The sequence below is a fragment of the Aliidiomarina taiwanensis genome (assembly GCF_003987015.1).
Lineage (GTDB): Bacteria > Pseudomonadota > Gammaproteobacteria > Enterobacterales > Alteromonadaceae > Aliidiomarina > Aliidiomarina taiwanensis.
Genome location: NZ_PIPQ01000002.1, coordinates 257,313 through 284,063, shown reverse-complemented (window position 1 = coordinate 284,063; position 26,751 = coordinate 257,313). Strand labels below are relative to the sequence as shown.

Annotated in this window: 25 protein-coding genes and 1 other RNA gene; 5 read left to right on the top strand and 21 right to left on the bottom strand. The window is 50.8% G+C overall.

Annotated elements, in window-relative coordinates; genetic code table 11:
* Positions 1-25 precede the first annotated feature (25 nt).
* Positions 26-226 (top strand): DNA gyrase inhibitor YacG, encoded by a 201-nt coding sequence (gene yacG / locus CWE15_RS05695; protein ID WP_126757112.1) that lies wholly within the window; start codon positions 26-28, stop codon positions 224-226.
* Here yacG and mutT read toward each other — a convergent pair.
* The 3 genes from mutT to CWE15_RS05680 all read right to left on the bottom strand — a co-directional run bounded on the left by mutT (position 223) and on the right by CWE15_RS05680 (position 4,385).
* On the bottom strand, positions 223-633 hold the full coding sequence (gene mutT / locus CWE15_RS05690) for an 8-oxo-dGTP diphosphatase MutT (protein ID WP_126757111.1): 411 nt from the start codon (positions 631-633) through the stop codon (positions 223-225). The genes yacG and mutT overlap by 4 nt on opposite strands.
* Positions 634-3,339, bottom strand: coding sequence for a preprotein translocase subunit SecA (gene secA / locus CWE15_RS05685; RefSeq protein ID WP_126757110.1), 2,706 nt, complete (start codon positions 3,337-3,339; stop codon positions 634-636).
* Between the two features lie 116 nt (positions 3,340-3,455).
* Positions 3,456-4,385, bottom strand: coding sequence for a M23 family metallopeptidase (locus tag CWE15_RS05680; RefSeq protein WP_126757109.1), 930 nt, complete (start codon positions 4,383-4,385; stop codon positions 3,456-3,458).
* Between the two features lie 32 nt (positions 4,386-4,417).
* Here CWE15_RS05680 and CWE15_RS05675 point away from each other — a divergent pair, with 32 nt between their 5' ends.
* A complete protein-coding gene (locus tag CWE15_RS05675; RefSeq protein WP_126757108.1) occupies positions 4,418-4,729 on the top strand; it encodes a DciA family protein in 312 nt (103 codons plus the stop codon).
* Here CWE15_RS05675 and lpxC read toward each other — a convergent pair.
* From lpxC to rsmI, 18 genes are all read right to left on the bottom strand, one after another.
* The gene (lpxC, locus tag CWE15_RS05670) at positions 4,719-5,633 is read right to left on the bottom strand and encodes a UDP-3-O-acyl-N-acetylglucosamine deacetylase (protein WP_126757107.1); all 915 of its coding nucleotides are present in this window, start codon (positions 5,631-5,633) and stop codon (positions 4,719-4,721) included. The two genes, CWE15_RS05675 and lpxC, sit on opposite strands and share 11 nt — an antisense overlap.
* Before the next feature lie 161 nt (positions 5,634-5,794).
* Complete coding sequence (gene ftsZ / locus CWE15_RS05665; RefSeq protein ID WP_126757304.1) at positions 5,795-6,973, bottom strand: cell division protein FtsZ; 1,179 nt, start codon at positions 6,971-6,973, stop codon at positions 5,795-5,797.
* A gap of 55 nt (positions 6,974-7,028) precedes the next feature.
* Entirely contained in the window at positions 7,029-8,237 is a 1,209-nt protein-coding gene (ftsA, locus tag CWE15_RS05660; protein ID WP_241971861.1) for a cell division protein FtsA, read from the bottom strand.
* Between the two features lie 28 nt (positions 8,238-8,265).
* The gene (locus CWE15_RS05655; RefSeq protein WP_157980720.1) at positions 8,266-8,994 is read right to left on the bottom strand and encodes a cell division protein FtsQ/DivIB; all 729 of its coding nucleotides are present in this window, start codon (positions 8,992-8,994) and stop codon (positions 8,266-8,268) included.
* Between the two features lie 24 nt (positions 8,995-9,018).
* On the bottom strand, positions 9,019-9,954 hold the full coding sequence (locus CWE15_RS05650; RefSeq protein ID WP_275065505.1) for a D-alanine--D-alanine ligase: 936 nt from the start codon (positions 9,952-9,954) through the stop codon (positions 9,019-9,021).
* Positions 9,951-11,423 (bottom strand): UDP-N-acetylmuramate--L-alanine ligase, encoded by a 1,473-nt coding sequence (gene murC / locus CWE15_RS05645; RefSeq protein WP_126757104.1) that lies wholly within the window; start codon positions 11,421-11,423, stop codon positions 9,951-9,953. The genes CWE15_RS05650 and murC overlap by 4 nt, the downstream gene beginning before the upstream one ends.
* Positions 11,423-12,493 carry an undecaprenyldiphospho-muramoylpentapeptide beta-N-acetylglucosaminyltransferase gene (murG, locus tag CWE15_RS05640; RefSeq protein ID WP_126757103.1) on the bottom strand — a complete coding sequence of 357 codons (1,071 nt, stop codon included), beginning with the start codon at positions 12,491-12,493 and terminating at the stop codon, positions 11,423-11,425. The genes murC and murG overlap by 1 nt, the downstream gene beginning before the upstream one ends.
* Positions 12,490-13,725 carry a cell division protein FtsW gene (gene ftsW / locus CWE15_RS05635; RefSeq protein ID WP_126757102.1) on the bottom strand — a complete coding sequence of 412 codons (1,236 nt, stop codon included), beginning with the start codon at positions 13,723-13,725 and terminating at the stop codon, positions 12,490-12,492. Before ftsW ends, murG begins: the two co-directional genes overlap by 4 nt.
* Positions 13,712-15,079 (bottom strand): UDP-N-acetylmuramoyl-L-alanine--D-glutamate ligase, encoded by a 1,368-nt coding sequence (murD, locus tag CWE15_RS05630; protein WP_241971853.1) that lies wholly within the window; start codon positions 15,077-15,079, stop codon positions 13,712-13,714. Before murD ends, ftsW begins: the two co-directional genes overlap by 14 nt.
* Before the next feature lie 11 nt (positions 15,080-15,090).
* Positions 15,091-16,176, bottom strand: coding sequence for a phospho-N-acetylmuramoyl-pentapeptide-transferase (gene mraY / locus CWE15_RS05625; RefSeq protein ID WP_126757101.1), 1,086 nt, complete (start codon positions 16,174-16,176; stop codon positions 15,091-15,093).
* Positions 16,170-17,612 (bottom strand): UDP-N-acetylmuramoyl-tripeptide--D-alanyl-D-alanine ligase, encoded by a 1,443-nt coding sequence (locus CWE15_RS05620; protein ID WP_126757100.1) that lies wholly within the window; start codon positions 17,610-17,612, stop codon positions 16,170-16,172. The genes mraY and CWE15_RS05620 overlap by 7 nt, the downstream gene beginning before the upstream one ends.
* Positions 17,605-19,065 (bottom strand): UDP-N-acetylmuramoyl-L-alanyl-D-glutamate--2,6-diaminopimelate ligase, encoded by a 1,461-nt coding sequence (locus tag CWE15_RS05615; protein ID WP_126757099.1) that lies wholly within the window; start codon positions 19,063-19,065, stop codon positions 17,605-17,607. Before CWE15_RS05615 ends, CWE15_RS05620 begins: the two co-directional genes overlap by 8 nt.
* Entirely contained in the window at positions 19,065-20,801 is a 1,737-nt protein-coding gene (locus CWE15_RS05610; RefSeq protein WP_126757098.1) for a penicillin-binding transpeptidase domain-containing protein, read from the bottom strand. The genes CWE15_RS05615 and CWE15_RS05610 overlap by 1 nt, the downstream gene beginning before the upstream one ends.
* Entirely contained in the window at positions 20,792-21,112 is a 321-nt protein-coding gene (gene ftsL, locus CWE15_RS05605) for a cell division protein FtsL (RefSeq protein WP_126757097.1), read from the bottom strand. Before ftsL ends, CWE15_RS05610 begins: the two co-directional genes overlap by 10 nt.
* Positions 21,109-22,047: a 16S rRNA (cytosine(1402)-N(4))-methyltransferase RsmH gene (gene rsmH, locus CWE15_RS05600; protein WP_198674979.1), complete on the bottom strand. Its 939-nt coding sequence runs from the start codon at positions 22,045-22,047 to the stop codon at positions 21,109-21,111. Before rsmH ends, ftsL begins: the two co-directional genes overlap by 4 nt.
* Positions 22,047-22,505 carry a division/cell wall cluster transcriptional repressor MraZ gene (mraZ, locus tag CWE15_RS05595; protein ID WP_126757095.1) on the bottom strand — a complete coding sequence of 153 codons (459 nt, stop codon included), beginning with the start codon at positions 22,503-22,505 and terminating at the stop codon, positions 22,047-22,049. Before mraZ ends, rsmH begins: the two co-directional genes overlap by 1 nt.
* A gap of 212 nt (positions 22,506-22,717) precedes the next feature.
* An RNA gene (gene rnpB, locus CWE15_RS05590) (RNase P RNA component class A) lies at positions 22,718-23,096 on the bottom strand.
* A gap of 33 nt (positions 23,097-23,129) precedes the next feature.
* Positions 23,130-23,960 carry a 16S rRNA (cytidine(1402)-2'-O)-methyltransferase gene (gene rsmI, locus CWE15_RS05585; protein ID WP_126757094.1) on the bottom strand — a complete coding sequence of 277 codons (831 nt, stop codon included), beginning with the start codon at positions 23,958-23,960 and terminating at the stop codon, positions 23,130-23,132.
* Between the two features lie 75 nt (positions 23,961-24,035).
* On the opposite strand from rsmI, the gene CWE15_RS05580 reads away from it, so the two are divergent.
* The 3 genes from CWE15_RS05580 to CWE15_RS05570 are packed head-to-tail and all read left to right on the top strand — an operon-like array spanning position 24,036 to position 26,750.
* Positions 24,036-25,859 carry a penicillin-binding protein activator gene (locus tag CWE15_RS05580; protein ID WP_126757093.1) on the top strand — a complete coding sequence of 608 codons (1,824 nt, stop codon included), beginning with the start codon at positions 24,036-24,038 and terminating at the stop codon, positions 25,857-25,859.
* A complete protein-coding gene (locus tag CWE15_RS05575; RefSeq protein WP_126757092.1) occupies positions 25,834-26,184 on the top strand; it encodes a YraN family protein in 351 nt (116 codons plus the stop codon). Before CWE15_RS05580 ends, CWE15_RS05575 begins: the two co-directional genes overlap by 26 nt.
* Positions 26,185-26,186: 2 nt before the next feature.
* Positions 26,187-26,750: a D-sedoheptulose-7-phosphate isomerase gene (locus CWE15_RS05570; RefSeq protein ID WP_157980719.1), complete on the top strand. Its 564-nt coding sequence runs from the start codon at positions 26,187-26,189 to the stop codon at positions 26,748-26,750.
* The last annotated feature ends 1 nt before the right edge of the window (position 26,751 follow it).

Genomic DNA, 26,751 nt, shown 5'->3' with positions numbered 1-26,751 from the left:
TTTAATAAAAGAAGTAGAGAGTATTATGAGTCAGTCGGTTACACGCGTAAATTGCCCCACCTGCCAGAAGCAAGTTGAATGGCTACCTAGCTCCACCTTTCGGCCGTTTTGCAGCGAACGTTGTAAGCTAATTGATTTAGGCGAATGGGCGAACGAAGAAAAGCGCATTCCTGGAGAAGAGTTACCTATGAGCGCCAATGAAGGCAGTGACGAATGGGGCTACTAAGGGCCTGTCAGGCCTAGTTTCTTTTCAATGGCACGAAGAATGGGGGTGTTTGCGTCTGGGAACTGGTATTGGCTAAGGTCCTTTGCTGGTACCCAGCGCCACGCCTGACCTTCTTTCCCTTCCACGTCTCCGCTAAAGCCTGTTACCCACCATACATTTAACGCTACCTGTTTTTCTGGGTAGGTATGAGTAATACAACAAAGGGGCTCGGCAGACTGCACCTGCACCCCTAGTTCTTCATGAAGCTCGCGGGTTAATCCTTGCTGGGGCGTTTCATGGGCTTCTATTTTACCGCCCGGAAACTCCCAACGCCCGCCCTGGTGCTGATGGGCAGCACGTAAACTCAACAGTATCTGCTGGTTGGCGTTTATCACAACGCCAACCGCTACCTGCACAAGTTGACTCACTTAGGTTAACTTACCGTGGCAGTGCTTATACTTTTTACCTGAACCACAAGGGCACGGGTCGTTACGACCCACTTTTTCGCCTTCACGTACCATAGGCTGGCCATCCGCTTGAGGTGCGGCTTCTGCCGATGCATGGGTGTATTGGTGAGGTACTTGATCCGCCTTACGACGCTGTTCCTCAACGGCTTCCACATCTTCTTCAGCCCGTACCTTCACTTTACTTAATACGCTAATCACGTCGACTTTCAACGACTCCAGCATATCCATAAACAATTCGTAAGCTTCACGCTTATACTCTTGTTTCGGGTTCTTTTGCGCGTAACCACGTAAGTGAATGCCTTGACGTAAATGGTCCATCGCCGCCAAGTGTTCTTTCCAGTGCGTGTCTAAGCTTTGTAGCATCACGGCTTTCTCAAAGTTCCGCAGAACCTGCTCACCCACTTGCTGTTCTTTTTCTTGGTAAGCTTTCTCAGCTTCTTCAATAATGCGTTCACGCAGCAGTTCTTCGAACAACTTGTCGTCTTTCTCTAACCACTCTTGCAATGGCAAGTTTAGGTCGAAGTCGCTTTGCAAACGTTTTTCTAGGTTCGGCACATCCCACATTTCTTCTAAAGACTCTGGTGGAATGTATTCAGAAATAACGTTATTGAGTACGTCTTTGCGAATCACTTGAATGGTTTCTGCTACGTCCCCTTCATCCAGCAACTCATTGCGCTGGCTGTATACAACCTTACGCTGGTCGTTGGCAACATCGTCATACTCCAGCAGCTGTTTACGAATATCGAAGTTACGCGCTTCCACTTTACGTTGTGCGTTTTCAATCGCTTTGGTTACCCACGGGTGTTCAATTGCTTCACCTGGCTTCATGCCTAAGCGTTGCATCATGGCACTCATACGCTCGGACGCAAAAATGCGCATCAAGCTGTCTTCAAGCGACAAGTAGAAGCGTGAAGAGCCCGGGTCACCTTGACGGCCCGCACGACCACGAAGCTGGTTATCAATTCGACGTGACTCGTGGCGCTCAGTACCAATAATATGCAAACCGCCAGCCGCTATAACCGCGTCGTGACGTTCTTGCCATGCCTTACGCACACGCGTTATTTGTTGCTCGTCGGCTTCACCAAGCTGGTCAAGCTCGGCCTGCAAGTTACCGCCAAGAACAATGTCCGTACCACGGCCCGCCATGTTTGTTGCTATGGTTACAGCTCCGGCTTGACCTGCTTGCTCAATGATTTCTGCTTCCTGCTCATGGAACTTCGCATTCAGTACTTTGTGCTTTATTTTTTCTTTCTTTAACAGGCGAGAAACAAGCTCAGACGTTTCGATAGAACTAGTCCCCACAAGAACTGGACGCCCAGCGTCACGTTGCTCGCGAATGTCTTCAATAATGGCCTTGTATTTGTCTTCCGCTGTAATATAAATAAGGTCGGCACGGTCGTCGCGAATCATTGGCTTGTTGGTGGGTACCACAATGGTTTCCAAGCCATAAATTTGCTGAAACTCAAAAGCTTCCGTGTCCGCAGTCCCTGTCATTCCTGAAAGCTTTTCGTACAAGCGGAAGTAGTTCTGGAATGTAATAGACGCCAATGTTTGGTTTTCGTTTTGAATGGGCACACCTTCTTTTGCTTCAACAGCTTGGTGTAGCCCTTCCGACCAACGACGACCTTCCATTGTGCGTCCCGTGTGCTCGTCTACAATCACGATTTGTTCGTCTTTGACTATGTAGTCTACATCGCGCTGGAACAAGTGATGCGCACGTAACGCCGCATTGACATGGTGTAATAATGAAATGTTTCCTGCAGAATACAGGGAGTCCGCTTCTTCCAACAAGCCTGCTTCACGCAGAATGTTCTCAATGTTCTCTTGGCCTGCTTCTGTTAAGTGCAACTGGCGCGCTTTCTCGTCAATGGTAAAGTCGCCACTTTCGTCGCCTTCTTCCTCTTTACCGTCTTCATGGGTTTGACGTGTTAAGCGCGGTACTAACGCATTAATTTGACGGTAGAGCTCCGAAGAGTCTTCCGCAGGGCCGGAAATAATGAGCGGGGTACGGGCTTCATCGATTAATATCGAGTCTACTTCGTCTATCACAGCGTAGTACAAGTCCCGCTGTACGCGTTCAGCGGGTGAAAACGCCATATTGTCCCGCAGGTAGTCAAAGCCAAACTCGTTGTTTGTGCCGTATAAAATGTCTGCTTGGTAGGCTTCTTTTTTCGCTTGTGGGTGCATACCGGCAATATTGCAGGCTACTGTCATGCCAAGGAATTCAAAGAGGGGTCGGCTCCAGTCTGCGTCACGGCTGGCTAAGTAGTCGTTCACCGTAATAATATGTACGCCACGCCCTGTGAGTGCGTTTAGGTAGGCCGGCAAAGTGGCCGTTAACGTTTTACCTTCACCGGTGCGCATTTCAGCAATGCGGTTGTCGTTAAGAATCATGCCGCCAATCATTTGCACGTCGAAATGGCGCATGCCAAACACGCGCTTACTGGCTTCACGTACAACAGCGAATGCTTCTACAACCAAACTATTAAGTTCTGCACCTTCTTCTAGGCGCTGTTTGAACTCTGCTGTTTTCGCCTGTAACGCTTCGTCAGATAAGGCTTCAAATTCTGCCTCAAGCGCATTAATGCGCTCCGTTTCTTTTGTTAATTTACGAATTATGCGATCGTTACGGCTACCAAATATGCGTTTAACTAAACTACCAATCATTTACTTAGAATTCCTGAGTTTAATTCCGGTGAATTGCCTGCGAATGAGCCGGACAATAGTATATTAAAAAAAACAAAACGGCACCTATCTAGGTGCCGTTTTTAAAAATGCTGCGCCTAACGTTCAGGTGCACGGCGTAATACGTAATTTACAGGGTTTATATGACGCCCATTTTCCAGTACTTCGTAATGCACATGTGGCCCTGTTGCTCGACCTGTTTGCCCAACTTCACCAATGACTTGACCCCGCGTAACAACGTCACCCACTTTAACTTGGTAGCTGTCTAAGTGCGCATAACGGGTTCTTAGTCCTGCACCATGGTCTACTTCTACCAAGTAGCCATAGCCGGAGCGACGGCCAGCATGTGTCACAATACCTGCGCCCGTAGCAGCTACAGGGGTTCCTAAGTCCGCAGCATAATCTATACCGCGGTGCATGGTAGGAGTTCCGGTAAATGGATCACGGCGAATACCATATTCAGAAGCTAGCCAACCCGTGCTAATCGGACGCCCTGCAATGAAGCGTGCATCATCTATATGGTGATGAACCATCACAGACTCAAGGACCTGGAGTTGATTTTGTTGCTCTTTTATTTGCGCCAGCATGGCGTCTAGTTCATTCAGCAAGCTATGGTCGGTGACTAAAGGCCATTCATCTACATTGCTTTCGGGGCCACCCATAGGCACAGACTGCGCCAAAAGGGGCGCTTGCTGGGCACCTTCAACAGAAGCACTCAGCTGCTTGCTGTAAGCTTCTAGGCGGCGTAGCTGACCCTGTAATTCACCCATTTTCATGGTTAAAGCAGAAAGCTCGCGCTGAACCTGACTGCGCACCTGCTGTAATGCAGCCGACTCCATCGCCAGTTCTGTTTGTTTTTGTTGAATACGCTCTTGCGCATAGGCAGGTGGGACACCTTGGTCTTGCCAAGGTTGGTAGTAGCTTGTAATTAGGAACAAAGTAACGCCTAATATAGTGAGTAGACGCCGCCTAGAAAGGTTTACCTTATAGGTGCCCTTCCGGCTTTTAATTTGGATTGCTAAACTCATGCAACATTCACTCACTCAGTTGGTTATTTTACATGCTAAATAAACCGCCAAAAACACTCCAACAGCTACTGGCTCGCGGAACGCTTGCTGAATTGAGTCAACGTTCGAACAAGGCCGAGCATCTTAGCGCACTCTGGCAGCAAGCCATTTCCAAAGAACTTGCTGCGGCCTCACGATGCATAGGGCTTCGTGATGGGGTACTGTCAGTTGCCGTAGCAAGTGCTGCTTGGGCTACGCGCTTGAAACTGACGGAAAAAAACATACTTAAGAATTTCAAGAAAACACCTGAAATTCAAGTAAAAAGCATCGACATACGTGTCGACCCTTCCCTGTTTAAGCAATAACAGGGCTTAAGTAACTAATTGGAGCCTCAGCTGCAGGCTCCTCAAAGGTTACAAACTCCCACGCTTCCTGTTCTTGCATAAGCGCAACAAGAAGCTGATTATTCAATGCATGGCCTGACTTGAAGGCACGCAAATGGCCCAGAATACTGTGGCCCGCCATGTATAAGTCGCCTACAGCGTCTAATACTTTATGCTTTACAAACTCGTCGTCGTAACGTAAGCCGTCGTTATTTAACACGCGAAACTCATCGAGGACCACGGCGTTGTCCATGCTACCACCAAGGGCCAAATTGTTTGCACGCAACAACTCTATGTCTTTCATAAAGCCGAAGGTACGTGCACGGCTAATGTCACGGATAAAGTTCTGGCTGCTGAAGTCCATAGACACCATTTGGTTCGAGCCGGCAATAACCGGGTGATCAAACTCAATCGCAAAGTCGATGCGGAAACCGTTATGGGGTAACAATTCGGCCCACTTATCGCCCTCTTCTACACGAATTGGCTTTTTCACCCGTATAAAGCGCTTTAGTTTTGACTGTTCTTGCACACCAGCAGACTGTAACAAGTAAATAAACGGATGCGAGCTACCATCCATAATAGGAATTTCATGGGAGTCTATTTCCACGTACAGGTTGTCGATACCCATAGCCGCCACTGCAGCAAGCAAGTGCTCTACGGTGGAAACGCGCACATTGTCGTCATTAATTAAGCAAGTACACATACGGGTGTCACGTACTAGTTCAGGCGACGCTTTAATCTCGACTACAGGATCGAGATCGGTGCGGCGGAACACAATACCCGTGTCTGGGGCAGCCGGACGCAACATCAAGTTGACCTTATTTCCCTTATGGAGGCCTACACCAGTGGTTGCAATCGCTTCTTTTAGTGTTCGTTGCTTAATCATTACAATATCCCCTTGCTATGGCGCATAGTCAGCTCGTGCACCAATCGCTTACCTGCCTTTTACTAGGTTATGCTTTACCCTTTCGGCAATAAAAAATTGTCAAACGGCAAAAATCATAACAAATAGCAGACCACTGGTCAAGCCAGTGGCTATTTTTTAGCCTAATCTGCCTGCCGGCGTAAAAACGCAGGAATGTCCAAAAAGTCTTGGTCTGGGTTCCCTTTTGTACGCGGTGCTGTTGCCGGCTCTTCCGCTTTTTGTGGTTCTTCTTCTAGTTTAGGCGCTGTCGCTGTATTGCCCTGGTATGTGCGTGGGGTTTGCTGCGCACGTGTTCCTGAAGCTTCTGCTTTGCGTGGCTCTACTAGGGAAATGTCAGGCTTACGCTCTGCACCAATACCTGTAGCAACAACGGTTACACGCATTTCGTCAGACATGTCTACGTCAATAACAGCACCAATAATAACGCTGGCATTGTCGGAAGCGAAGGCGCGAACCGTCTGACCTACGGTGTCAAACTCTTCCATGCTCATGTCCATACCTGCAGTGACATTCACTAGCACACCACGAGCGCCGGACAAGTCAATGTCTTCAAGTAACGGGCTGTTAATCGCCATTTCAGCGGCTTCTTGTGCACGCTCTTCGCCACTGGCTATTCCGGTTCCCATCATGGCCGTGCCCATTTCACGCATCACCGTTTGCACGTCCGCAAAGTCCACGTTAATTAAACCTGGGCGGGTAATAAGTTCTGCAATACCTTGCACCGCACCTAACAGGACGTTGTTTGCCGCACCAAATGCGTCAAGCAAGGAAGTGCCTCGGCCAAGTACTTTTAGTAGTTTTTCGTTTGGAATGGTAATCAGCGAGTCCACATGTTTTGCTAACTCAGCCATACCCTCTTCCGCTGCAGCCATGCGCTTCTTCCCTTCAAAGGAGAAAGGCTTAGTGACAACAGCAACGGTGAGTATGCCCATTTCTTTGGCAATTTCCGCAACAATAGGTGCAGCACCAGTACCTGTACCACCGCCCATACCTGCGGCAATAAAGACCATGTCCGAACCCTCGAGGTAACCGGCAATTTCTTCCCGGTTTTCTTCCGCTGCCAAACGTCCCACTTCTGGGTTTGCACCGGCTCCGAGGCCCTTGGTGATCTCACCGCCCAATTGGATGGTAATTTCCGCATCGTTACGACGTAATGCCTGCGCGTCTGTATTCGCTGCTAGAAACTGAACGCCTTCAATGGACTGCGCCACCATGTGTTGTACGGCATTACCGCCCCCGCCACCAACACCAATGACCTTAATCACCGCGTCTGTTTCAAACTGTTCCATTATCTCGAACATGTTCATAGTTTTTACCTCTCCACTTTCCTGTAGTTCTTCTTGTTACCCCAACGTTCTAAAACTCGCCTCGGAACCAGCTTTTCAGTCGCGTCCAAATGCGCCCTTCTATTTGTCGGCTTCTCTCTTTTTCTTGTTCTGCCAACTCAAGCTGTCCGAATTTTAACAGACCAACCGCTGTGGCATAAACAGGATCGCTCACATAATCTGTTAATCCTTTCACACCTAATGGGCCACCTAGGCGCACCGGCATTTGAAATACTTGCTCAGCAAAGTCGACGGCACCTTCCATTTTGCTTGTACCACCTGTTAATACAACCCCTGCTGCAATTTGATTGTCTAAACCTGTGCGTTCAATTTCGTCTCGCACTAGTTCAAACAGCTCTAAATATCTTGGTTCCACCACTTCTGCTAGGGTGTGGCGGCTCATAATGCGGGCGGCACGGCCTCCGACAGAAGGCACTTCTATGGTGTCTTCGTTGCTCACCATTTGACGCACTGCACAGGCATACTGCACTTTAATGTCTTCTGCATTACCCAACGGCGTGCGGAAAATTTTGGCAATATCATTGGTCACCTGGTTACCGCCAACTGGAATAACCGCCGTATGGCGTAATACGCCTCCTGCATATATGCAAATGTCGATGGTGCCTCCACCCATATCCACAAGCGCACAACCTAACTCTTTTTCGTCGTCCGTTAATACCGCATGGCTCGATGACAAGGCAGAAAACACTAAGCCTTCTACTTGTAATTCGCAGCGCTCCACGGCCTTTATAATGTTTTTAGCCATATCGTTGGCACAGGTAATAATGTGTACCAGGGCTTCCATACGCACGCCCGACATACCAATCGGGCTTTTAATGCTTTCTTGCGAGTCAATAACAAACTCTTGTGGTAACACATGCAAAATTCGACGCTCTTGGGCAATAGGCACCGACTGAGCTGCGTGAATCACGTTTTCCACATCTTCCTGGGTTACTTCCACGTCGCCTATGGGCACCATGCCGCTTTCATTCTGGCAGCTAATGTGGCGACCTGAAATATTCAGGTACACTGCAGAGGCTCGGCAGTCTGCCATAAGCTCAGCTTCATTGACGGCCGTTTGGATTGACTGCACCACAAGGTTGAGGTCGTTTACGCCTCCCTTGTCCATGCCACGCGAGGGCGTTACCCCTACGCCAATCACACTTAACTCACCGTCAGGGAGTATTTCGCCAATTAATGCGGTCACCTTACTGGTGCCAACATCCAGGCTTACGATCATGGTTCCTTCTTCATTTTTTACTATCACGTTATTCACCTGGTTGTGTGTTATGCCAACCGACAGCAACGCCGGTGTCATAGCGTAAATCCACGTAAGCAATGTCTCGCTCACTCTCAGCCCGAATCGTGGGCAGTAAGTCCATAAAACGTTGCGTTCGCTCTAGTCGAGCTTCCCGGCCGAGTCTTAATTCTATGCCCGACTCAAGCCATAACTGCACCGCAAAGCGGTCTGTCATGGCAAACCGAATAATGTGGTGGTCTCCTTGCGCTAGAAGTGCCTGAATGCGCTGAAACTGAAACACAACTTCGTCTGCGTCACCTTCTGGCCCTTCCAGCTCTGGCACAGTCCCCACCACATAACTTGGGTCTGCCGCGAATAACTCACCCGAGCTATTCAATAATTGTTCTTTATTCCAAATGGCCAAGGGTTCCTGCTCGACCACATAAATACGTAGGGTGCTTGGCCATTCTTTCCTGACCGAAGCCGAATACACCCAAGGCAAACCTTCTACCCGCTGTCGAATTGCGTCGCTATCGGCGGCAAAAAAACTACCCGTTGGCTCTGCCACTATAGCCTTTACCACATCTGCATTCGTGGTATAGGTGCGTTCGCCTTGAATAATCACACCCGTAATAGGCAACTGCTGTTCATCCACCAAGGTTTGATACAGCCAAACACAGCCCACTGCAAGACCAAGCAAAATAATAATAAAGGCGCTTAGCCCTGCCAAAAACTCGTAGCGCTGCTTTTTCGTCATTCCTTTCACGGCGCTGCTCGTTTCCTACTGGTCGACGGCAGATGCCAAAATGCGCATCACCAACTGCGAAAAGCTTAACCCATGCTGTTTCGCGGCCATAGGAACCAGGCTTTTCTCTGTCATTCCCGGCACCATATTCACTTCCAACAACTGGGCATGGCCCTGCTCGTCGAACATCAGGTCGACCCGGCCCCAGCCTTTTCCGCCAACTGCTTGGAACGCCTGCAAAGCGAGCGCGCCTAAGGCTTGCTCTTCAGCTTCACTCAAACCAGCGGGGCAATGGTATTCCGTGGTATTGCTTTCATATTTCGCTTGGTAGTCGTAAAACCCGTTCGGGGTATGTACGCGAATACTGGGTAATGCCTCATCCGCTAAAATACTTACCGTGTATTCTGGTCCTGCTAACCAGCGCTCCACAAGCACTTCTGCGTCAAATTTTGCTGCATGGCTCAATGCCTGGGCAAGCTCTTGCGCCGACTCGGCTACCGCCATACCAATGCTTGACCCTTCACAGGCAGGCTTTACCATGACTTTTCCGCCCATGCGCTGCAATAGGGCGCTGGTGTCTAACGTGGCCAAGTCTTTTGCACGTACCGTGAATGAGGCCGCCGTTGGTAACCCCATGCCTTGCCACAAATACTTGGTACGCGACTTGTCCATAGCCAAGGCACAAGCCAATACGTCAGAACCCGTAAACGGAATACCCAAAGTATTGAGCACAGCTTGCGCTTCACCGTCTTCGCCACCACGGCCATGGAGGGCAATAAATGCCGCCTCTACCCGCTGCTCGGCTAGTTGTGTAAGCGGCTGTTCTGCCGGGTCAAACCAAAGCACATCCAAGCCTTGCTCTTGCAACGCCTTAAACACAGCTTGGCCTGAACGTAAGCTCACCGCACGCTCGGCCGAATGTCCCCCAGCTAATACTGCAACCCGTTGTGGCATGTGCACTGTCTTTGTCATGAGTGCGCCTCCGCAAATTGCAACAAGGCGGTACGGTCTAGTTTCAATTCCGCCAGCTGTTTCGCCAAAGCTCCCACGTTTCCGGCCCCTTGTGTGAGAACCAAGTCGCCCGGCTGAATAACCCGCGCCAAAATTTCTGGCAGCTGCTCAGGCCCTTTGACATACAGCGGCTCTACTTGTCCCCGTTGACGGATAGAACGGCATAAGGAACGGCTGTCGGCTCCTGCAACAGGCTCTTCCCCTGCGCTATACACTTCCAACATTAACAATTCATCTACTTGCGCCAGCACGTCCACAAAGTCTTCATAGAGATCGCGCGTGCGGGAAAAACGGTGTGGCTGATAGCACATCACTAAACGACGCTCGGGCCAGCCAGCACGTACCGCAGCAATCGTGGCTGCCACTTCTGACGGGTGGTGCCCATAGTCATCCACCAGCATGACATCGCCGCCGTCACATGGGTAGACCCCGTATTGTTCAAACCGGCGACCAATGCCTTCAAACTTTTCCAACGCGCTGACAATGGCCGCGTCGTCCAGCCCTTCGTCCGTTGCTACAGCGATAGCTGCTAAGGCATTCAGCGCATTATGTTGGCCAGGCAAATTTAAGCGAATGGCCAAGTCTGGCATGCCTTTGCGTACCACAGTGAACTGACTGGTGTTCCCCACTTGCTGGTAGTTTTTGCCACGCACGTCTGCTTCTTCATGGAAGCCGTAGGTAATCATAGGGCGAGCTATGTCCGCCTGAAGTGCTTCTAACACTGGGTCGTCAATACACAACACCGCCAGCCCATAGAATGGTAAGTTATGCAAAAACTCCATGAAGGTTGCTTGCATACGGTTAAAGTCGCCTTCGTAGGCGTCCATATGGTCTGGCTCCATATTGGTCACCACGGCCACCATAGGTTGCAAGTGCAAGAAAGAAGCGTCGCTTTCGTCGGCTTCTGCAATTAAGTACTTACTATTGCCCAAGCGCGCATTTGTGCCCGCACTGGTTAGCAAACCACCAATCACAAAGGTTGGGTCACTGCCTGCTTCGGCAAATATACTAGCCAGCAAGCTGGTGGTCGTGGTTTTCCCGTGGGTCCCTGCAACGGCAATACCGTGTCGGAAGCGCATAAGCTCTGCCAACATTTCTGCTCGGCGCACAATTGGAATGAATTGTTCTTTCGCTGTTTGTATTTCAACGTTGTCTTCTTTTATGGCACTGGACACCACTACAACGTTTGCGGTTGCCACGTTGTCAGCCGCATGGCCTAAGGTCACCTTGGCACCCAAGCGTTTAAGGCGCAACGTATTGGCGTTTTCGCCCATGTCCGAACCAGACACCCGGTAACCCTGGTTTAGTAAAACCTCGGCAATACCGGCCATACCTGCACCGCCAATACCCACAAAGTGAATGCAACGGACTCGGCGCATTTCTGGCACGTTTACAATTTTAAAAGGTTGCTTGGCGACCTTGCTTGTCATTATTTGTTCCCCACTACTAATTCATTACATCTATGCACGACGGCTTGTGTCGCGTCGGTCACAGCGGCTTTACGCGCATTTTCCGCCATTCCTTGCAAGTCTGCTGGGGCTTTTACTAACCTTTTCAGTTCTTCCGCTAACCGTGCTGCAGTGAACTGCTGTTGCTCAATCACAATGGCCGCACCGACTGCTTCCAGCGCTTTCGCATTGAGCAGCTGGTGGTTGTCTACCGCATGCGGGTAGGGCACTAAAATACTCGCCCGGCCCACACAAGCCAGCTCGCTGCAGGTTAAGGCGCCTGCTCGACAAATAATTAAGTCGGCTTGCTGGTATGCCTCGGCCATGTTGTCTATAAATTCTGTCACCTTGGTTTCTGGGCGATCACCATAGCCTGCTTGCACTGTGGCCAAATGGCCTCGCCCTGTCTGATGCCATACCTGGATAGGGGCATCGGTCCATTCCGCCAGCGCCGTCGGCACCACTTGATTCAAGTGCGCTGCACCCAAGCTGCCACCTACTACCAGTACGCGCAAAGGGTGCGCTGGCGGCTTGATTGGCAGCTGACTTAGGGCTTGAATACTTGCTCGTACTGGGTTGCCAACGTACTCACTCTGCTTAAACTGCTGTTGTGCAGCGTCAAAACCAAGCAACACTTTATTCGCTATGCGCGCCAGTAATCGATTGGTCAGCCCCGCCGCAGCATTTTGCTCATGAATTATCAAAGGAATGCCCTTGCTCCATGCAGCGACCCCTGCTGGTCCAGCCGTATAACCACCAAACCCCAGTACCAAGTCAGGCTTGAGCTTTGTCAAGTGGCCGCGCATTGTAAACACTGCGCCCACTAAACGAAAGGGGGCCGTGAGCCAACCGAAGAAACCACGCCCTCGCAAGCCTTGTTGTGTGACCCCAATAAAGGAAAAACCTGCCTTAGGTACCACGTCTGCTTCCATTCTATTGTTGGTGCCTAGCCAGCTAACCTGCCAGCCTTCGGCTTGCAATTGTTGCGCTACGGCCAAAGCAGGAAACACATGGCCACCTGTGCCACCAGCGGTAATTAATACATGCTTCATGGGGCACCCCCTACCGCTTTTTTCTTATCACTTTCTGGCAACTTATAACCTGTACGCACTTCATAGTCGACGCGTAATAAAATGGCGACGGCCGCTGTCATCACCATCAGGCTGTTGCCGCCGTAACTAACTAGCGGCATGGTCAGCCCCTTAGTGGGAATTAAGCCTGCGGCAGCCCCCATGTTGACCGACGCCTGGAAGAAAAACCAAATGCCAATACCATGGGCTATGTAGCCACCAAAGGCCCGCTTCTGACGCAAAGCACGCTGCCCTAAAGTGAGTGCTTTCACCACAATCACCATGACTAAGCTAAGCGTGAGCAGTACGCCCATAAAGCCAAGCTCTTCGCCAATCACCGCAAGAATAAAGTCCGTATGGGCCTCGGGCAGAAACTGTAGCTTCTGAATACTGTTACCTAAGCCTTGGCCCGCAATATCGCCCCGGCCAAACGCCATCAGTGACTGGGTTAACTGATAACCACTGCCAAAAGGGTCTTCCCATGGGTCCATAAACGAGGTGACCCGGCGCATTCGGTACGGCTCTACCACAATCAAAATGACAAACAGCACAAGAAACGTCAGCATTAAAGCAATAAAGTGCGCCATACGCGCACCAGCAATAAACAGCATTCCCATGGCAGTAAAGGAAAGCACCACCACGGTTCCTAAGTCAGGTTGGAGTATAAGAAGCACACTCATAACCCCCATGACCGCCAGCGCTTTCATAAACCCACGAGCGTTTTTCCGTACTTCGTCGTAGCGCCGATTTAAGTAACTCGCTAAGAAGATGAAGAAGAACAGCTTAGAGAACTCCGCCGCCTGTATGGTAATAGGCCCTACTTTTATCCACCGCGTTGCACCATTCACCTGGTGCCCAATAGCTAACACCAAGACCAACAAAGCAATGGCTAACACACACAAACTATAGTTGTAGCGGTCTAGCAAGGCGGAAGGCACCATCAGCAACGTGGCCCCAATAATAAAACTTAACACCAGGTAAATGCCGTGGCGGGTAATAAAGTGAAAGGGGTTACCCACCAAGCGCTCAGCGATTGGCATAGACGAGGACGCCACCATGACAAAGCCTAAGCCAAGCAGAAAAAGTGCGCACCATAACAGCATGCGGTCGAAGGCTTGCTGTTCAGCACCACCATTCCAAAAATTCACCAGCCCCTGCTTTAACGACTCGCTGCGCGGTATGGTCAGTTCAAGTTGCTGTTCATGAGACTGCATGCACCACCTCCACAGCTTTTCTAAAGGCCATGCCGCGGGCTTGGTAGTTTTCAAACATATCCAAGCTCGCGCAAGCTGGTGAAAGCAACACTAAGCTGCCGGGCGTAGCATGCTCCAAAGCTACTTGTACTGCCTCTGTCATGCTTGCCACCTGAATGGCACCGTTTTTTAACGCTGCCACCCGGTGCCCGTCGCGGCCAAGGGTAATAAGTACGTCCACGGAACTTAAGGGTGCTTCTAATTCTTGTAAATCGCTGCCCTTGGCGTCGCCACCCGCTATCAAAATCAGCTTTTCTGGCACATCAGGACGCAAGCCAAGAATGGCGGCTTCCGTAGCTCCTGGGTTCGTGGCCTTTGAGTCATCAACCCAGCGCACATTGAAGCGATTGGCTATCAGCTCGCACCGGTGCGGCAAGGGTTTAAAACTGCCTATATGCTTTAATGCCTTGGCGGGTTGCAGGCCTAGCTGCAAACACAACCCTAAAGCAGCCATCACATTTAACCAGTTGTGCACCCCAACCACAGGTAAATCTTGGGTTTCAATTAAACGTGTGCCGCGCCAGCAAATCCAATGCTTTCCTTTGTTGCGCTGTAAGCAAAACCCTTCCGCCGACATGTTCTTGCCAAAGGTGGTCGACTTTTGCAATTTGCGCACACCAGGCGCAGTGCCCTGGGGCCGTGTTCCTATGTCGTCTAAATTCCAAACCATGTGCTCTGCATGAGCATAAATGCGATGCTTACTGCGGCTGTAGTCGCGTGTGTCGTCGTATCTGTCTAAGTGGTCTGGGCTTATATTTAAAATGCAGGCCGCTTTTAGTTCTAATTGGTACGTTAAGTCAAGCTGAAAACTCGACAGCTCCAATACGACACAGTCGTGCTCTGTGCTTAACAAGTCCAGTGCTGGCGTGCCAATATTCCCGCCCATGACAGCCTTCCGCCCAGAAGCGTTTAAAAGGTGGTAACACAACTCGGTTACCGTCGACTTGCCATTCGAACCGGTAATACCAATAACAGGGGTCTGTACATACCAAGCAAATAACTCAATATCGGAAATCAGCACCACGCCTGCGTCTCGCGCCATCCGCAGGGCCCCCTTGCGCGTGTCTAGCCCTGGACTCACAATAATTAAGTCCATGCTTAACAGCAGCTCTACACTGAGCTCACCAAAGTGGCACTCGCTCTGCGCTACTAACTCGGCATGCTGCGTCAGTGCGGGCGGCTCCTGTCGCGAGTCCACAACAGTTGGCGTAATACCTTTACTGAGCAGGAAGCGCACAGCAGAAACACCCGTATTGCCAAACCCGGCAACGGCTATGTTTGTGTAATGCTGTAAGTCGCGCTTCATCTCGTCCATGGTTTCCTTCGTTATCTAAGTTTCAAGGTGGCCAACCCAATCAGCACCAGCACCAATGAAATAATCCAAAAGCGCACGATAACACGGGGCTCGGGCCAGCCTTTTAATTCATAGTGGTGGTGAATGGGTGCCATTCTAAAAATGCGCTTGCCCCGTAGCTTGTACGAGCCCACCTGCAACATAACCGACACAGTTTCTAGCACAAACACACCACCCATAATAAGTAAAACCAACTCTTGTCGAACGAGTACGGCAATAATGCCGAGTACGCCGCCAAGGGCCAGAGAGCCTACATCGCCCATAAATACTTGTGCCGGGTACGTGTTAAACCACAAAAAGCCAAGCCCAGCCCCAACAATGGCGGCGCACACCACAGTTAGCTCCGCCGCTTCTGGAATATACGGAATATGCAAGTAGGCAGAAAAATTCACATGACCCGTCACGTACGCAAAGACAGCTAAAGCCCCAGCCACCATAATGGTCGGCATAATCGCTAACCCGTCCAAACCGTCGGTCAGGTTTACCGCATTGCTTGTGCCCACCATCACAAAGTAAGCAAGCACAATATAAAACAGTCCAAGTTGCGGCATCACGTCTTTAAAGAAAGGAATTAACAGCATGGTTTCTGCCGGTTGCGCTGCGTGGTAATACAAATAGGTTGCAACACCTGCGGCAATTACCGACTGCCAAAAATACTTCCACTTCCCTGGCAAGCCCCGTGTGTCTTTGCGCACCACCTTTCGGTAGTCATCAATAAAGCCAACGGTGCCAAACCCAAGTAGCACAACAATCACTGCCCAAATATAACGGTTATTTAAGTCGGTCCACAGCAGCACCGACAGCATTACGGCACTCAGAATGAGCAAACCACCCATGGTCGGCGTGCCGGTTTTGGCTAAATGGGTTTGCGGGCCATCGTCGCGTACCACTTGACCCATTTGCAGCTTTTGCAACCCACGTATTAAACGGGGCCCCAGCCACAAAGACACAGTGAGTGCGGTTAAAATACTTAATATCACCCGCATGGTGATATAGGTTAAAACGTGAAAGCCCGTTGCCACTGTTGCTTGTAAGTACTCTGCTAGCCAAATTAACATACAGTGTCTCCTGCTTGTTCGTTTGTATGTGTGGAATTGGCAAGCAGTGCTGCAACAACTTGCTCCATATGGGCACTGCGTGAGCCCTTCACTAAAACAGTGAGCGCTGGTCGTTCTTGCACAAGCTGCAGCAGTGCTTTCGTTAAACTGACTTTATTGTCAAAGTGTCGCGCTCCATGCTCGCCCGAAAAGGCGTCGTTGGCGCTTTGGCTTAATACGCCTACCGTGTACAGTTCATTCACGCCCGCCTCACGGGCATACACGCCTACTTCTTCATGATAGGCTCGAGCGTCGGTACCTAATTCACCCATGTCACCCAGCACAAAAATGCAATGACCCGGCAAAGTGCTTAATACGTCTATGGCAGCCCGCACTGAACCAACATTTGCGTTATAACTGTCGTCTATCACTGTCAGTCCATTTTCAAGGCGATGTACCCACATACGGCCAGGCACTGGTTGTAACTCACTTAGCCCTTGCACAATGCTGGTCATAGGTATTTCAATAGCCAAACAACAGCTTGCAGCAGCTAAGGCATTACTTACATTGTGCAAACCAGGCATGGCTAACTGCACCCGATCGCGGCTTTTTGCCGTGCAAAGGTCAAAGGCAGCACAGCCTTGAGGGTCAAGCTCAATGTGTTCCGCCCAGACTGTCAGGCCCTGCTTTGCAGGCTTCTCAACGGCCCCTTCATAGCTAAATAACCAGTGCTGCTTCCCTTCTAGTTCACGCACAAACAGGTCATGAAAGTCCGAATGTGCGGGGGTAATCGCTACGCCTGTAGAAGAGAGCTCCCGAAATATTTCCATTTTGGCCCGGGCCACACCCGCAATACCGCCAAAGCCTTCCACATGGGCAGGTGCAATATTATTAATCAGGGCCACATCGGGCTTGGTCAGCCCTGTGGTGTAGGCAATTTCACCTCGGTGGTTTGCGCCAAGCTCTACCACGGCATATTGATGCGCATGGGTTAACCGCAACAAGGTTAAAGGCACTCCAATGTCATTATTAAAATTGCCTTCTGTAGCCAGCACTTCACCCCGCCCTTGTAAATGCAGGGTTAGAATGCGCGCCAGCATTTCCTTCACTGTGGTTTTGCCACTGCTACCGGTAATACCTATGGTTACAGGCGCTACTTCACGCTTCACAGCGGCCGCCAACTGGCCCAACGCATAGCGAGTGTCGGGCACCACCAGTTGCTGGTCGCCTAGCTGCATATCTCGGCTAACAACCACAGCAACAGCACCCTGGTCAAGGGCTTGTTGTGCATAATTGTGGCCGTCAAAGCTGGGGCCTTTTATGGCAATAAACAAGTCGCCTGGGCTTACTGTGCGGCTGTCAATGCTTACTCCGGTTATTTCGGGCGTTGGTTCACCTGCACCCTGCCAGTGGCCTTGAATGTGTTCATTTACCCAGTTTAAAGACACTTTAATCATGGCGCAGCTCCTCGGCTAAAGAAGCCACATAAGCACGTTCGTCGTAGTCGTAACTACGGGTGCCAATAATTTGATAGGTTTCATGCCCTTTCCCAGCGCATACAATGACATCGTTTGGACCTGCTTCGCTCATCGCATGGCGAATAGCGTCCGTACGCCCTGGCATACGCTTATACTCAGTGCCATGGGGCATACCGGTCATAATGTCATCTATAATTTGAGCTGGGTCTTCCGTGCGTGGGTTATCGTCGGTTACCACTGACACATCAGCATATTTGGCTGCTGTTTGGCCCATTTGTGGGCGCTTACCCCGGTCTCGGTCACCGCCACAACCAAACACACACCACAGCTTACCTGTGCAGTGGTTACGTGCGGCCAGCAATACATGCTGCAAAGCGTCCGGCGTGTGCGCGTAGTCGACAATCACTAAAGGACCTGACGGTACCCGGAAAGTTTCCATACGCCCTGGTACAGACTGCAGTTGGCTGATTAAAGGCGCAATGTCTTTTAAGCAGTAACCCGCTGCTAATACTGCTGTTGCCGCGGCCAGCACGTTGGCAATGTTAAATTCGCCAAGCAAAGGGCTGGCCACTCGCAGGCTTTCGTATTCCCAGTTTAACGTCATCTGGGTGCTGTCTTGCTGAAACTGCCAGTCGGAGGCCACTAATGTATGGGGGCGCCCCATATTCTGTGGCTTTAAACTAAACCAGTAGTCGTCTTCTGTGCCCCACTTCGCCGTCACCTTGTCGTCGGCATTCAATACCCGGTGCAGGGCTGGAAAGTCTGTATACAAACGCTGTTTGGCTTTGGCATACGCGCGCATACTGCCATGGTAGTCAAGGTGGTCTCGGCTAACATTGGTGGCTATTACCGTATTAAACTGCAGGCCTTCTACTCGGCCTTGTGCTAACGCATGGGACGACACCTCCATGGTCACCGAACGCGCGCCCTCAGCAACAAAAGCTGCAAGTCGCTGTTGCAAGGTGACTGGGTCCGGCGTGGTTAACTGCTCTGGTAACAACTGGCTCATTAAGCCACTTCCCGCGGTGCCAATAACCGCAGCAGGCGGCTCGAGTTGCTGCCAAAGCTGACCCAATAAATGACTCACAGTGGTTTTGCCGTTGGTGCCGGTAATACCGGTCACGCGAATATGTTTTGACGGGTTGTTAAAGAAGTGGCCCGCAATACTCGACACCTGCATTGCTAGTTTTGGAATATACACAATAGGTACAGGGCCGTCGGTGTCGACTCGAAACAAACGACCTTCAGCTAATATCACGCTGGCACCAGCAGCAATCGCAGCGCTAATAAACTCGCGCCCGTCCACAGCATGCCCAGGCACCGCAATAAACGCATCGCCAGCTGCCACTTTGCGGCTGTCCAACTTCAGCCCGGCCACTTCAATGTCTGGCAGTGGGGTTTTTATAAAGTGCAGTAGTTGCTGTAACTTCATTACTGCGCCCCTCCGCTAAAACCAGCCACGCGCATTGCGCGCTCATCTATATTGTCGGGTGTTAAATTCAAAATACGGGCGGCCTGCTCGGCTACTGCTGAGAATACCGGCGCGGCGACTGAGCCACCATGGTACCTATCACCCGCTGGCTCGTTGATCATCACGGCCATGGCAAAGTGAGGGTTTGACGCTGGCATAACCCCTGCGAAAAGGGCCACATACTCGTCGCCATACCCACCCGCAATTGCTTTTCGTGTGGTACCTGTTTTACCTGCTACGCGGTAGCCTGGTACACCTGCGCGTCGACCGGTTCCATTTTCGCCGGTCACGCTTTCAAGCATTTTCACCACACTTTCCACATACTCTTGTTCAAACACTCTTTCGCCTTCTACTACTTGATCTTGTGCTAATACTGTTAAAGGACGCTTAATACCGCCGCTACCAAGAATGGCGTACATTTGAGCTAACTGAATAGTTGTCGTGCTAAGTCCATACCCATACGACAAGGCAGCTACTTCAAATTCATACCAACGGTTACGGTGGCGCATTTGCCCCATGCTTTCGCCTAGCAAGGGAACTCCCGTGTCTGTTCCAAAACCTACCGAGTAGTAATTCTCAAGTAGTTTGTTCACACCGATATGCAGAGCTAGCTTAGACGTCCCTACGTTACTTGAACGCGCCAAAATACCAGCCAGGTCTAGCTCGCCTTCATTGCGGCCATCTTGAACCCGGCGGCCCCCTACGGTCATCCAGCCCGGGCTGGTGTTTAAGGTGGACTCTGCGTCAAAGTCACCACTTTGCAAGGCGCCTAAAATGACCAAGGGCTTCACGGTAGAGCCTGGCTCAAAACTGTCTGAAATTGCCCGGTTACGCAACTGGTGCGCTTGCACATCGGTTCGGTTATTTGGGTTGTACGAAGGGCTATTCACCATGGCAATAATTTCGCCCGTATGTACATTCACCATCACCAAAGAGCCAGACGTTGCCTGGTGGTAACGAACGGCTCGCTTCAGCTCTGTGTACGCCATCGCTTGCACACGCTGGTCGATGCTTAATCGAATGGACTGTGGCAATTCTGACGCGGTTACTTCGAGTTCTTCAACCACGCGCCCTGCGCCGTCGCGGCGGTATCTGCGCTGACCGGACGTACCCGTGAGGTACTCATCAAACACAGCTTCTATGCCGTCTAAACCTTGCCCGTCAATATTGGTAATACCCACCACATGGGCCGATATTTCCCCTGTGGGATAAAAGCGGCGTGACTCTTCTTTAAGTGACACGCCCGGTATTCTTAATTGCGCCACGTAGTTGGCCACGCCTGGTGTTACCATGCGCTGAAGGTACACGAACCGACGGGTTGGATCTTCCACTTTACTTAATAATTGCTCTACCGGTACATTAAACACTTCCGCTAACGCCGCCCAGCGACGGGTGTCAGCTAAGCTACCGCGCTCATGAATAACCTTCGGGTCAGCCCATACCGTATGAACAGGCACACTCACTGCAAGCTCAACCCCGTTGCGGTCGGTAATATTCCCCCGTTGAACTCGGTCTTCGCTCACCCGCACCGTCCGCAAATCACTCTCATGTATCAGCCGGTCTGGCGACACAACTTGTATATAGGCGGCACGCGCTACCAACATAGAAAACATCAAGCCCAGGGCAACACAAACCACGACAAAGCGGCCATGCAGTGCTTCTGGACGTAATATTTTCTGGTTGCGCTTTATCGCCATGGCACAAGCACCTCCTGCGACTCTTGAGCGGGCTGTAAGCCCAGCTCTTGGCGGGCTAACCGGTCGATGCGACTATGTTCTGACAGGGCATTTTGCTCAATTATTAAGTGCCGCCACTCTACGTCTAGGGCGTCACGTTCTGAGAAATACACCTCGCGCTCGGCCATTAACTCGCGGTACAAATACGTTTGATACACAATGACAAAAGCGCTGAACACGGCCAGCGCTGTCCAAAACAGTAAGCCTTTAAACCGCAGAAGGTCTTGGCCAACCTGTTTCAACAAGTGTGTATGCAAAGGTAAATGTTTCATGGCAAACGCTCCGCAACCCTCAATACCGAACTGCGGCAGCGCGGGTTTTGCTTTATTTCCTCGGCACTTGGTTTAATTGCCTTGCCCAATGTTTTAAGGGTTCTGTTATCAGCAATTTGGTCTTCACGCAGCGGCAAGCCCGGTGGCAGTTGTTCCCGCTGGCTGCACTTCCGCATAAAATGCTTGGTCAGTCTGTCTTCTAAGCTATGAAAACTAATTACCGCCAAACGTCCGCCTGGTTTGAGCGCACTTACGGCAGCTTCCAGTGCGTTTGTCGCTTCCTCTAGCTCATGGTTTACATGAATACGCACCGCTTGAAACACGCGGGTCGCCGGGTGCTTATTTTTTTCTTTGGCTGGGCTCACCTCTTGAATTAGTTTGGCCAACTCAGACGTACGCGTAAGTGGTTGCTCACTTCGGCGCTCGACAATAACGCGAGCGATACGTCCGGCATAGCGCTCTTCACCGTACTGGCGAAAAACATCGGCCATTTCGTCTTGGCTTGCATGGGCTAACCAGTCTGCTGCCGACTCGCCCTGTTCTGGGTTCATGCGCATATCTAACGGACCGTCATTCATAAAACTAAATCCACGCTCGGCGTCGTCTAATTGTGGGGAAGAAACACCAAGGTCGAATAGAATACCGGCCACTTTGCCTGTTAAATTGCGCTCTGCAATGATGTGGGGCAATGCAGAAAAAGGAGTGTGAATAAATTCAAAACGAGGATCGTCGGCAAGCTGTTCGGCAGCCTGCGCAGCAGTTGGGTCGCGGTCGAGCGAAATTAAACGCCCATTTTCACCTAAATGTTCTAAAATAGCGCGACTGTGCCCACCACGTCCAAACGTGGCGTCAATATATATTTGGTCCGGCTGTATTGCTAAGCCCTGAATCGACTCGGTCAGTAACACCGGTATATGCTGTTGAGTTTGCGCCATTATAATGTGAATTCTTGTAGTCGTTCGCTCAAAGTGTTGTCGTCTGCTTGCTCTGCTTCCATGTCTGAGGCTATTTGCTCATTCCAGGCCTGCTCGTCCCAAATTTCAAACTTATTTAACTGACCCACCAACATAAGCTTTTTGGTAAGCCCTGCGTGTTGACGCAAGGTAGGAGCTATTAACACCCGACCGCTTTTATCCATATCACAGTCTTCGGCATAACCTAGAAGTAAGCGCTGCATACGGCGCTCGGCAGGGATCATGCTTGAAAGGCCAGCCAAACGTTGTTCAATGACTTGCCATTCAGGCAGTGGATATAAAAGTAAACAGGGTTGTTTCAAGTCAATGGTGCACACTAATTTGCCTTCACAATCTAAAGACAGCAGGTTGCGATACTTAGCTGGAATAGCTAAGCGCCCCTTTGCGTCTAAATTGATTAAGCTGGCTCCACGAAACATAGCGATCACTTTTCGGGATCGTCATCCGATCCACTTTTCTCCACTTTTCCCCACAATGTTACAGTCTAGGTGTCTACATGAACAACTGTCAAGACAAAAGCAGAACTTTCATGCCGCAAAGGTGCAGCTCTGCCAAGTGGAAAAAGTACGAAGGTAAATTAAGCAATGGAACTGTTTGATAACACGGAGTAAAGCGAAGAAATTAAAAAGAAAGGTGGAGTCAGCCAATAAGCCGGGTTCTGTCGTGGACAATCATTCATCTAGGGCTATAGTCGCCTATAGCCTCATGCAACCTACCCGGATCCGAAGCGGGCCGCCCCAAGGATCCCTATTTGGTCTTGCTCCGAGTGGAGTTTACCGTGCCATGAACTGTTTCCAGCCACGCGGTGCGCTCTTACCGCACCCTTTCACCCTTACCTGTGCACACTTCCGAAGAAGCGGCCATCGGCGGTATACTCTCTGCTGCACTAGTCGTCGGCTCGCGCCGCCCAGGCGTTACCTGGCACTCTGCCCTATGGAGCCCGGACTTTCCTCCCCTTGCTGCCTTAGAAATTCTAAGGAAAGCAAGCAGCGATTGCCTTGGCTGACTCCGCGAAGGAGTATACACCAGCCCCGCTACTGGAGCTATGCTTTCAGCGTAAGTTTATACAAGTCATTGGCACGCAAGCCATAGTGGTTCGCCACCACTTTTGCCGCTTTCTTCGGGGGTAACAAAGCGGTTAACTCGGTGAGTAGCTTCAAAGCCTCTGCTGGAATATCTGACTTATTCAGCTGCTTGCCTGCCACTATCAGCACTATTTCCCCCCGTTGCTGATTCGCGTCCGCTTGCACCTTAGCCAGCACGTCTGCCGCACTGCCATGCAAGTATGTTTCGTATTGCTTACTAATTTCCCGCGCTACCACCACCTCACGCGCTGCGCCTAATACCTCGGAAATAGCAGAAAGTGACTCTGCGATGCGTCGCGGCGACTCGTAAAACACCATGGTGCCCGTTTCGTCCGCTAAGGCTTCTAATGCAGTCACCCGTGCTTGTTGCTTCGCAGGTAAAAAACCTGCAAATAAAAACTTATCGGTAGGTAACCCGCTTGCAGACAAAGCGGTAATAACCGCTGAAGGACCCGGCAATGCGGTCACTTGCACGCCTGCTTGGCGGCACGCCCGTACTAATGGAAACCCAGGGTCGCTGATTAGCGGCGTTCCCGCGTCGGAAATTAAAGCAATAGACTCACCCCCTTGCAGCCGCGCCACAAGCCCCGCCGCTTTTTCTCGCTCGTTATGCTCGTGCAAAGCAAACATAGGCGTGGTTATACCGTAATGTTCCAGTAAAACCCGTGAGTGCCGTGTGTCTTCTGCGGCAATGGCAGAAACACTCGCCAGCACCTGCTGCGCCCGCTGTGTCATATCGTCTAAGTTGCCGATAGGGGTTGGAACTATATACAAAATACCCGGCTTCATTACGTACCTCTGTTTGTTTGTAACCGCAGAGCGGTTTATAGTAGAGCCTAGCTGATAACGGAAGAGAGTTGCATTGTGCCAAAGAAGCTACTGATGTGCATTGCTGTATTGAGCCTTTTAGGTTGTGGCAGCACCCCCGAACAACAAACACCCGCGCCTGTTATACAGGCAGAGCCGAGTTCTGTACAGGCGGCACCAACCGCTGAAGAACTGATAGCAGCTGCAGAAACTGCAGCTACGCCCGCCACTATGCGTACTTATTTATTGCAAGCAGCGGCCGCCTACCTCGACCAGGACCAACCCCAACATGCGGGCGCTATTCTAGTTGAACTTGAGGCGGAGCAGTTTGGCGCACATGAACAAAGCCTATTACGACTTCAACGCGCTCGCTTTTATGCCGCCTTGGGTGACTGGGCGCAAGTCGTCAGCCTGCTACAAGACCTGGACCAACGCTTTACTCAACGCGAACAGCGGGTCCAAGTGCTGGAGCTTAATTATCAGGCGGCGGTGGCCCAACAGCAACATTTACGTGCCGCCGACCAATTACTTTTATTACAGCCCTATCTAGAAACGTCACAGACCGCGCTTATTTGGCAACATATGCGCCAAGTGCCGGCCGACGTTTGGCGCAGCAACCCACGCAGCGTGCACCCGAACGGTCCAGGCTGGTATAGCTTGCTCAACCGGCTCACCACGGCCATTGACGACCAACAAAGCATAGAAGATGTTTTAAGCCAGTGGCAAAGGGCGTTTCCACAACACCCTGCACAACCCATAGTGCAGCAGCTGTTGGACACCCCTTACTTTGCTAACCCTCCGCAACAAGTGGCCGTGTTATTACCTCTCACGGGGCCATTAATGAAGCAAGGGAACGCCGTGCGTTATGGTGTGTTAGCTGCCCTCGCCGAACAAGGTCAGCAAGATGTGCACTTTATTGACACCAATACCTATAGCGACGAAGACATTCTTGCTGAGCTTGAAGCACTGAATATCGAACTTGTTATTGGCCCTTTGCAGCGTGAGCGTGTCGACAGTTTGGCCAGCCACAGTGTACGACCTTGGTTGCAGCTTGCTTTAAACCACCCGCCACAAGCAACCAAGCCTGCTGGCAGTAGTTACTTTGCACTCGATATAGCAGCTGAAACTCAGGCCGCAGCGAAAGCCATGAAGGACAAAGGGTACCAAGGCATTTTGCTCCTCGGGCCAGACAATAATCGGGGCCGACAACTGTCCCGTTTGTTTACCCGCTACTGGCAAGTACAGCAACCAACAGGGCATATACGCACAGGGTTTTATAATAGCAGTGCCGACATGCGTTCACTGGTCAGCGACCGTTTAAAGGTAGCCCACAGCGAAGCGCGAAAAGAGCGGCTAGAGCAAGCCTTTCCTGGTACCGATATTGAAATGCAGTTTCGCAATCGACAAGATATCGACGCCATTTACTTATTGGGCGACGCAACCCAAGCGCGCCTGTTAAAACCTTATATTGACGTCAACCAAAGTGCCTTTGGCAAGCGTATTCCTGTGTATGCCAACTCCATGGTCAATGAACAGACCCAAACTCAAGGAGAATCCGACCTTTCTGGCATTTCCTTCGCAGACGCACCTTGGCTGCTCCCACAACATGCCAAGCAGCCGTTACACCAACAGTTAAGCTCGTTGCTGCGGGGTTGGAGTTTAAGCGAGCAGCGCCTGACCGCTATGGGTTATGACAGCATGCGGCTCGCTCCCCTTTTGGCGCGCATGCAGCAACTGCAAGGTTATAGCTACCAGGGTTTAAGTGGGCAATTGCGGATTGATGAACAAACACTGGTACGAGAGCTAACCTGGGCTATGTTTGATGGAGACCATATTCGTTTGGAGCCATTAAACAATGTCGACACGCGCCCTAGGAACTAAACAAGAAGACACCGCTTTACGCTTTTTAACTCAGCAGGGCTTACGCTTACTCGCTCGCAACTACCGGCTGCGAGATGGTGAAATTGACCTGATTATGTATGACCAGGCATATTTGGTTTTTATTGAAGTTAAATACCGTAAGAATGGCCACTTTGCTGATATTCTAGAACAAATAGATCAGAGGCAACTCGTACGCATAAGGCGCTCTGCCCGAATTTTCATGCATCAACATGGTATGGTAGAGCACCAAACCCTTTGCCGCTTCGATGTTGTGGCAATAACCGGGCAGCCCTTTCACATTGAATGGTTAAAGGACGCATTTTAAACATGCAAGAAACAGTTCAAAATCTTTTTAATGAAAGTATTCAAATTCAAGTTGCCGCCGCAGACAACATAGGAACACCTGTTCTGTCGGCCATTGATAAACTAGTACAAGCCTTGCTTTCCGGTAATAAAGTGTTTACCTGTGGCGATGAAACCAACCGCTTTGTGGCCGCGCACTTTGCCGAGCTCTTACTGCATGGCTGTGCCCTAGAACGGCCACCCTTCGCCGCTATTCATTTAACCGGTCAAGCCCGCGACGAACTTGCGCAAGAATGTTTTGCTCGTCAGGTCAGTGCATTAGGCAATGCAGGTGACATACTGGTGGTGTTTGTTACCCAAACCCATAATGAACGGTTACACCAAGCAATGGCTGCAGCCGTTTCTCGCGATATGACCATTATTACCATTACCGGAGACGACCCGGGGGATATTGCGGGCCTGCTGGGCGCTAACGATATTGAAATACGGGTTCCTTCCAATGTCCGGGCACGTATTATTGAACAACAATTATTTTTAGCACAAACCTTTTGCGACGCTATTGAAGCGAGTATTTTCCAGGGAGTTTAGT

Excerpts from the sequence above, each read along its gene's own strand:
- yacG (WP_126757112.1), top strand. The coding sequence starts at position 26 with ATGAGTCAGTCGGTTACACGCGTAAATTGCCCCACCTGCCAGAAGCAA.
- secA (WP_126757110.1), bottom strand. The coding sequence starts at position 3,339 with ATGATTGGTAGTTTAGTTAAACGCATATTTGGTAGCCGTAACGATCGC.
- CWE15_RS05680 (WP_126757109.1), bottom strand. The coding sequence starts at position 4,385 with ATGAGTTTAGCAATCCAAATTAAAAGCCGGAAGGGCACCTATAAGGTA.
- CWE15_RS05675 (WP_126757108.1), top strand. The coding sequence starts at position 4,418 with ATGCTAAATAAACCGCCAAAAACACTCCAACAGCTACTGGCTCGCGGA.
- lpxC (WP_126757107.1), bottom strand. The coding sequence starts at position 5,633 with ATGATTAAGCAACGAACACTAAAAGAAGCGATTGCAACCACTGGTGTA.
- ftsZ (WP_126757304.1), bottom strand. The coding sequence starts at position 6,973 with ATGTTCGAGATAATGGAACAGTTTGAAACAGACGCGGTGATTAAGGTC.
- ftsA (WP_241971861.1), bottom strand. The coding sequence starts at position 8,237 with ATGATCGTAAGCCTGGATGTTGGCACCAGTAAGGTGACCGCATTAATT.
- CWE15_RS05655 (WP_157980720.1), bottom strand. The coding sequence starts at position 8,994 with ATGACGAAAAAGCAGCGCTACGAGTTTTTGGCAGGGCTAAGCGCCTTT.
- CWE15_RS05650 (WP_275065505.1), bottom strand. The coding sequence starts at position 9,954 with ATGACAAAGACAGTGCACATGCCACAACGGGTTGCAGTATTAGCTGGG.
- murC (WP_126757104.1), bottom strand. The coding sequence starts at position 11,423 with ATGACAAGCAAGGTCGCCAAGCAACCTTTTAAAATTGTAAACGTGCCA.
- murG (WP_126757103.1), bottom strand. The coding sequence starts at position 12,493 with ATGAAGCATGTATTAATTACCGCTGGTGGCACAGGTGGCCATGTGTTT.
- ftsW (WP_126757102.1), bottom strand. The coding sequence starts at position 13,725 with ATGCAGTCTCATGAACAGCAACTTGAACTGACCATACCGCGCAGCGAG.
- murD (WP_241971853.1), bottom strand. The coding sequence starts at position 15,079 with ATGGACGAGATGAAGCGCGACTTACAGCATTACACAAACATAGCCGTT.
- mraY (WP_126757101.1), bottom strand. The coding sequence starts at position 16,176 with ATGTTAATTTGGCTAGCAGAGTACTTACAAGCAACAGTGGCAACGGGC.
- CWE15_RS05620 (WP_126757100.1), bottom strand. The coding sequence starts at position 17,612 with ATGATTAAAGTGTCTTTAAACTGGGTAAATGAACACATTCAAGGCCAC.
- CWE15_RS05615 (WP_126757099.1), bottom strand. The coding sequence starts at position 19,065 with ATGAAGTTACAGCAACTACTGCACTTTATAAAAACCCCACTGCCAGAC.
- CWE15_RS05610 (WP_126757098.1), bottom strand. The coding sequence starts at position 20,801 with ATGGCGATAAAGCGCAACCAGAAAATATTACGTCCAGAAGCACTGCAT.
- ftsL (WP_126757097.1), bottom strand. The coding sequence starts at position 21,112 with ATGAAACATTTACCTTTGCATACACACTTGTTGAAACAGGTTGGCCAA.
- rsmH (WP_198674979.1), bottom strand. The coding sequence starts at position 22,047 with ATGGCGCAAACTCAACAGCATATACCGGTGTTACTGACCGAGTCGATT.
- mraZ (WP_126757095.1), bottom strand. The coding sequence starts at position 22,505 with ATGTTTCGTGGAGCCAGCTTAATCAATTTAGACGCAAAGGGGCGCTTA.
- rsmI (WP_126757094.1), bottom strand. The coding sequence starts at position 23,960 with ATGAAGCCGGGTATTTTGTATATAGTTCCAACCCCTATCGGCAACTTA.
- CWE15_RS05575 (WP_126757092.1), top strand. The coding sequence starts at position 25,834 with ATGTCGACACGCGCCCTAGGAACTAAACAAGAAGACACCGCTTTACGC.
- CWE15_RS05570 (WP_157980719.1), top strand. The coding sequence starts at position 26,187 with ATGCAAGAAACAGTTCAAAATCTTTTTAATGAAAGTATTCAAATTCAA.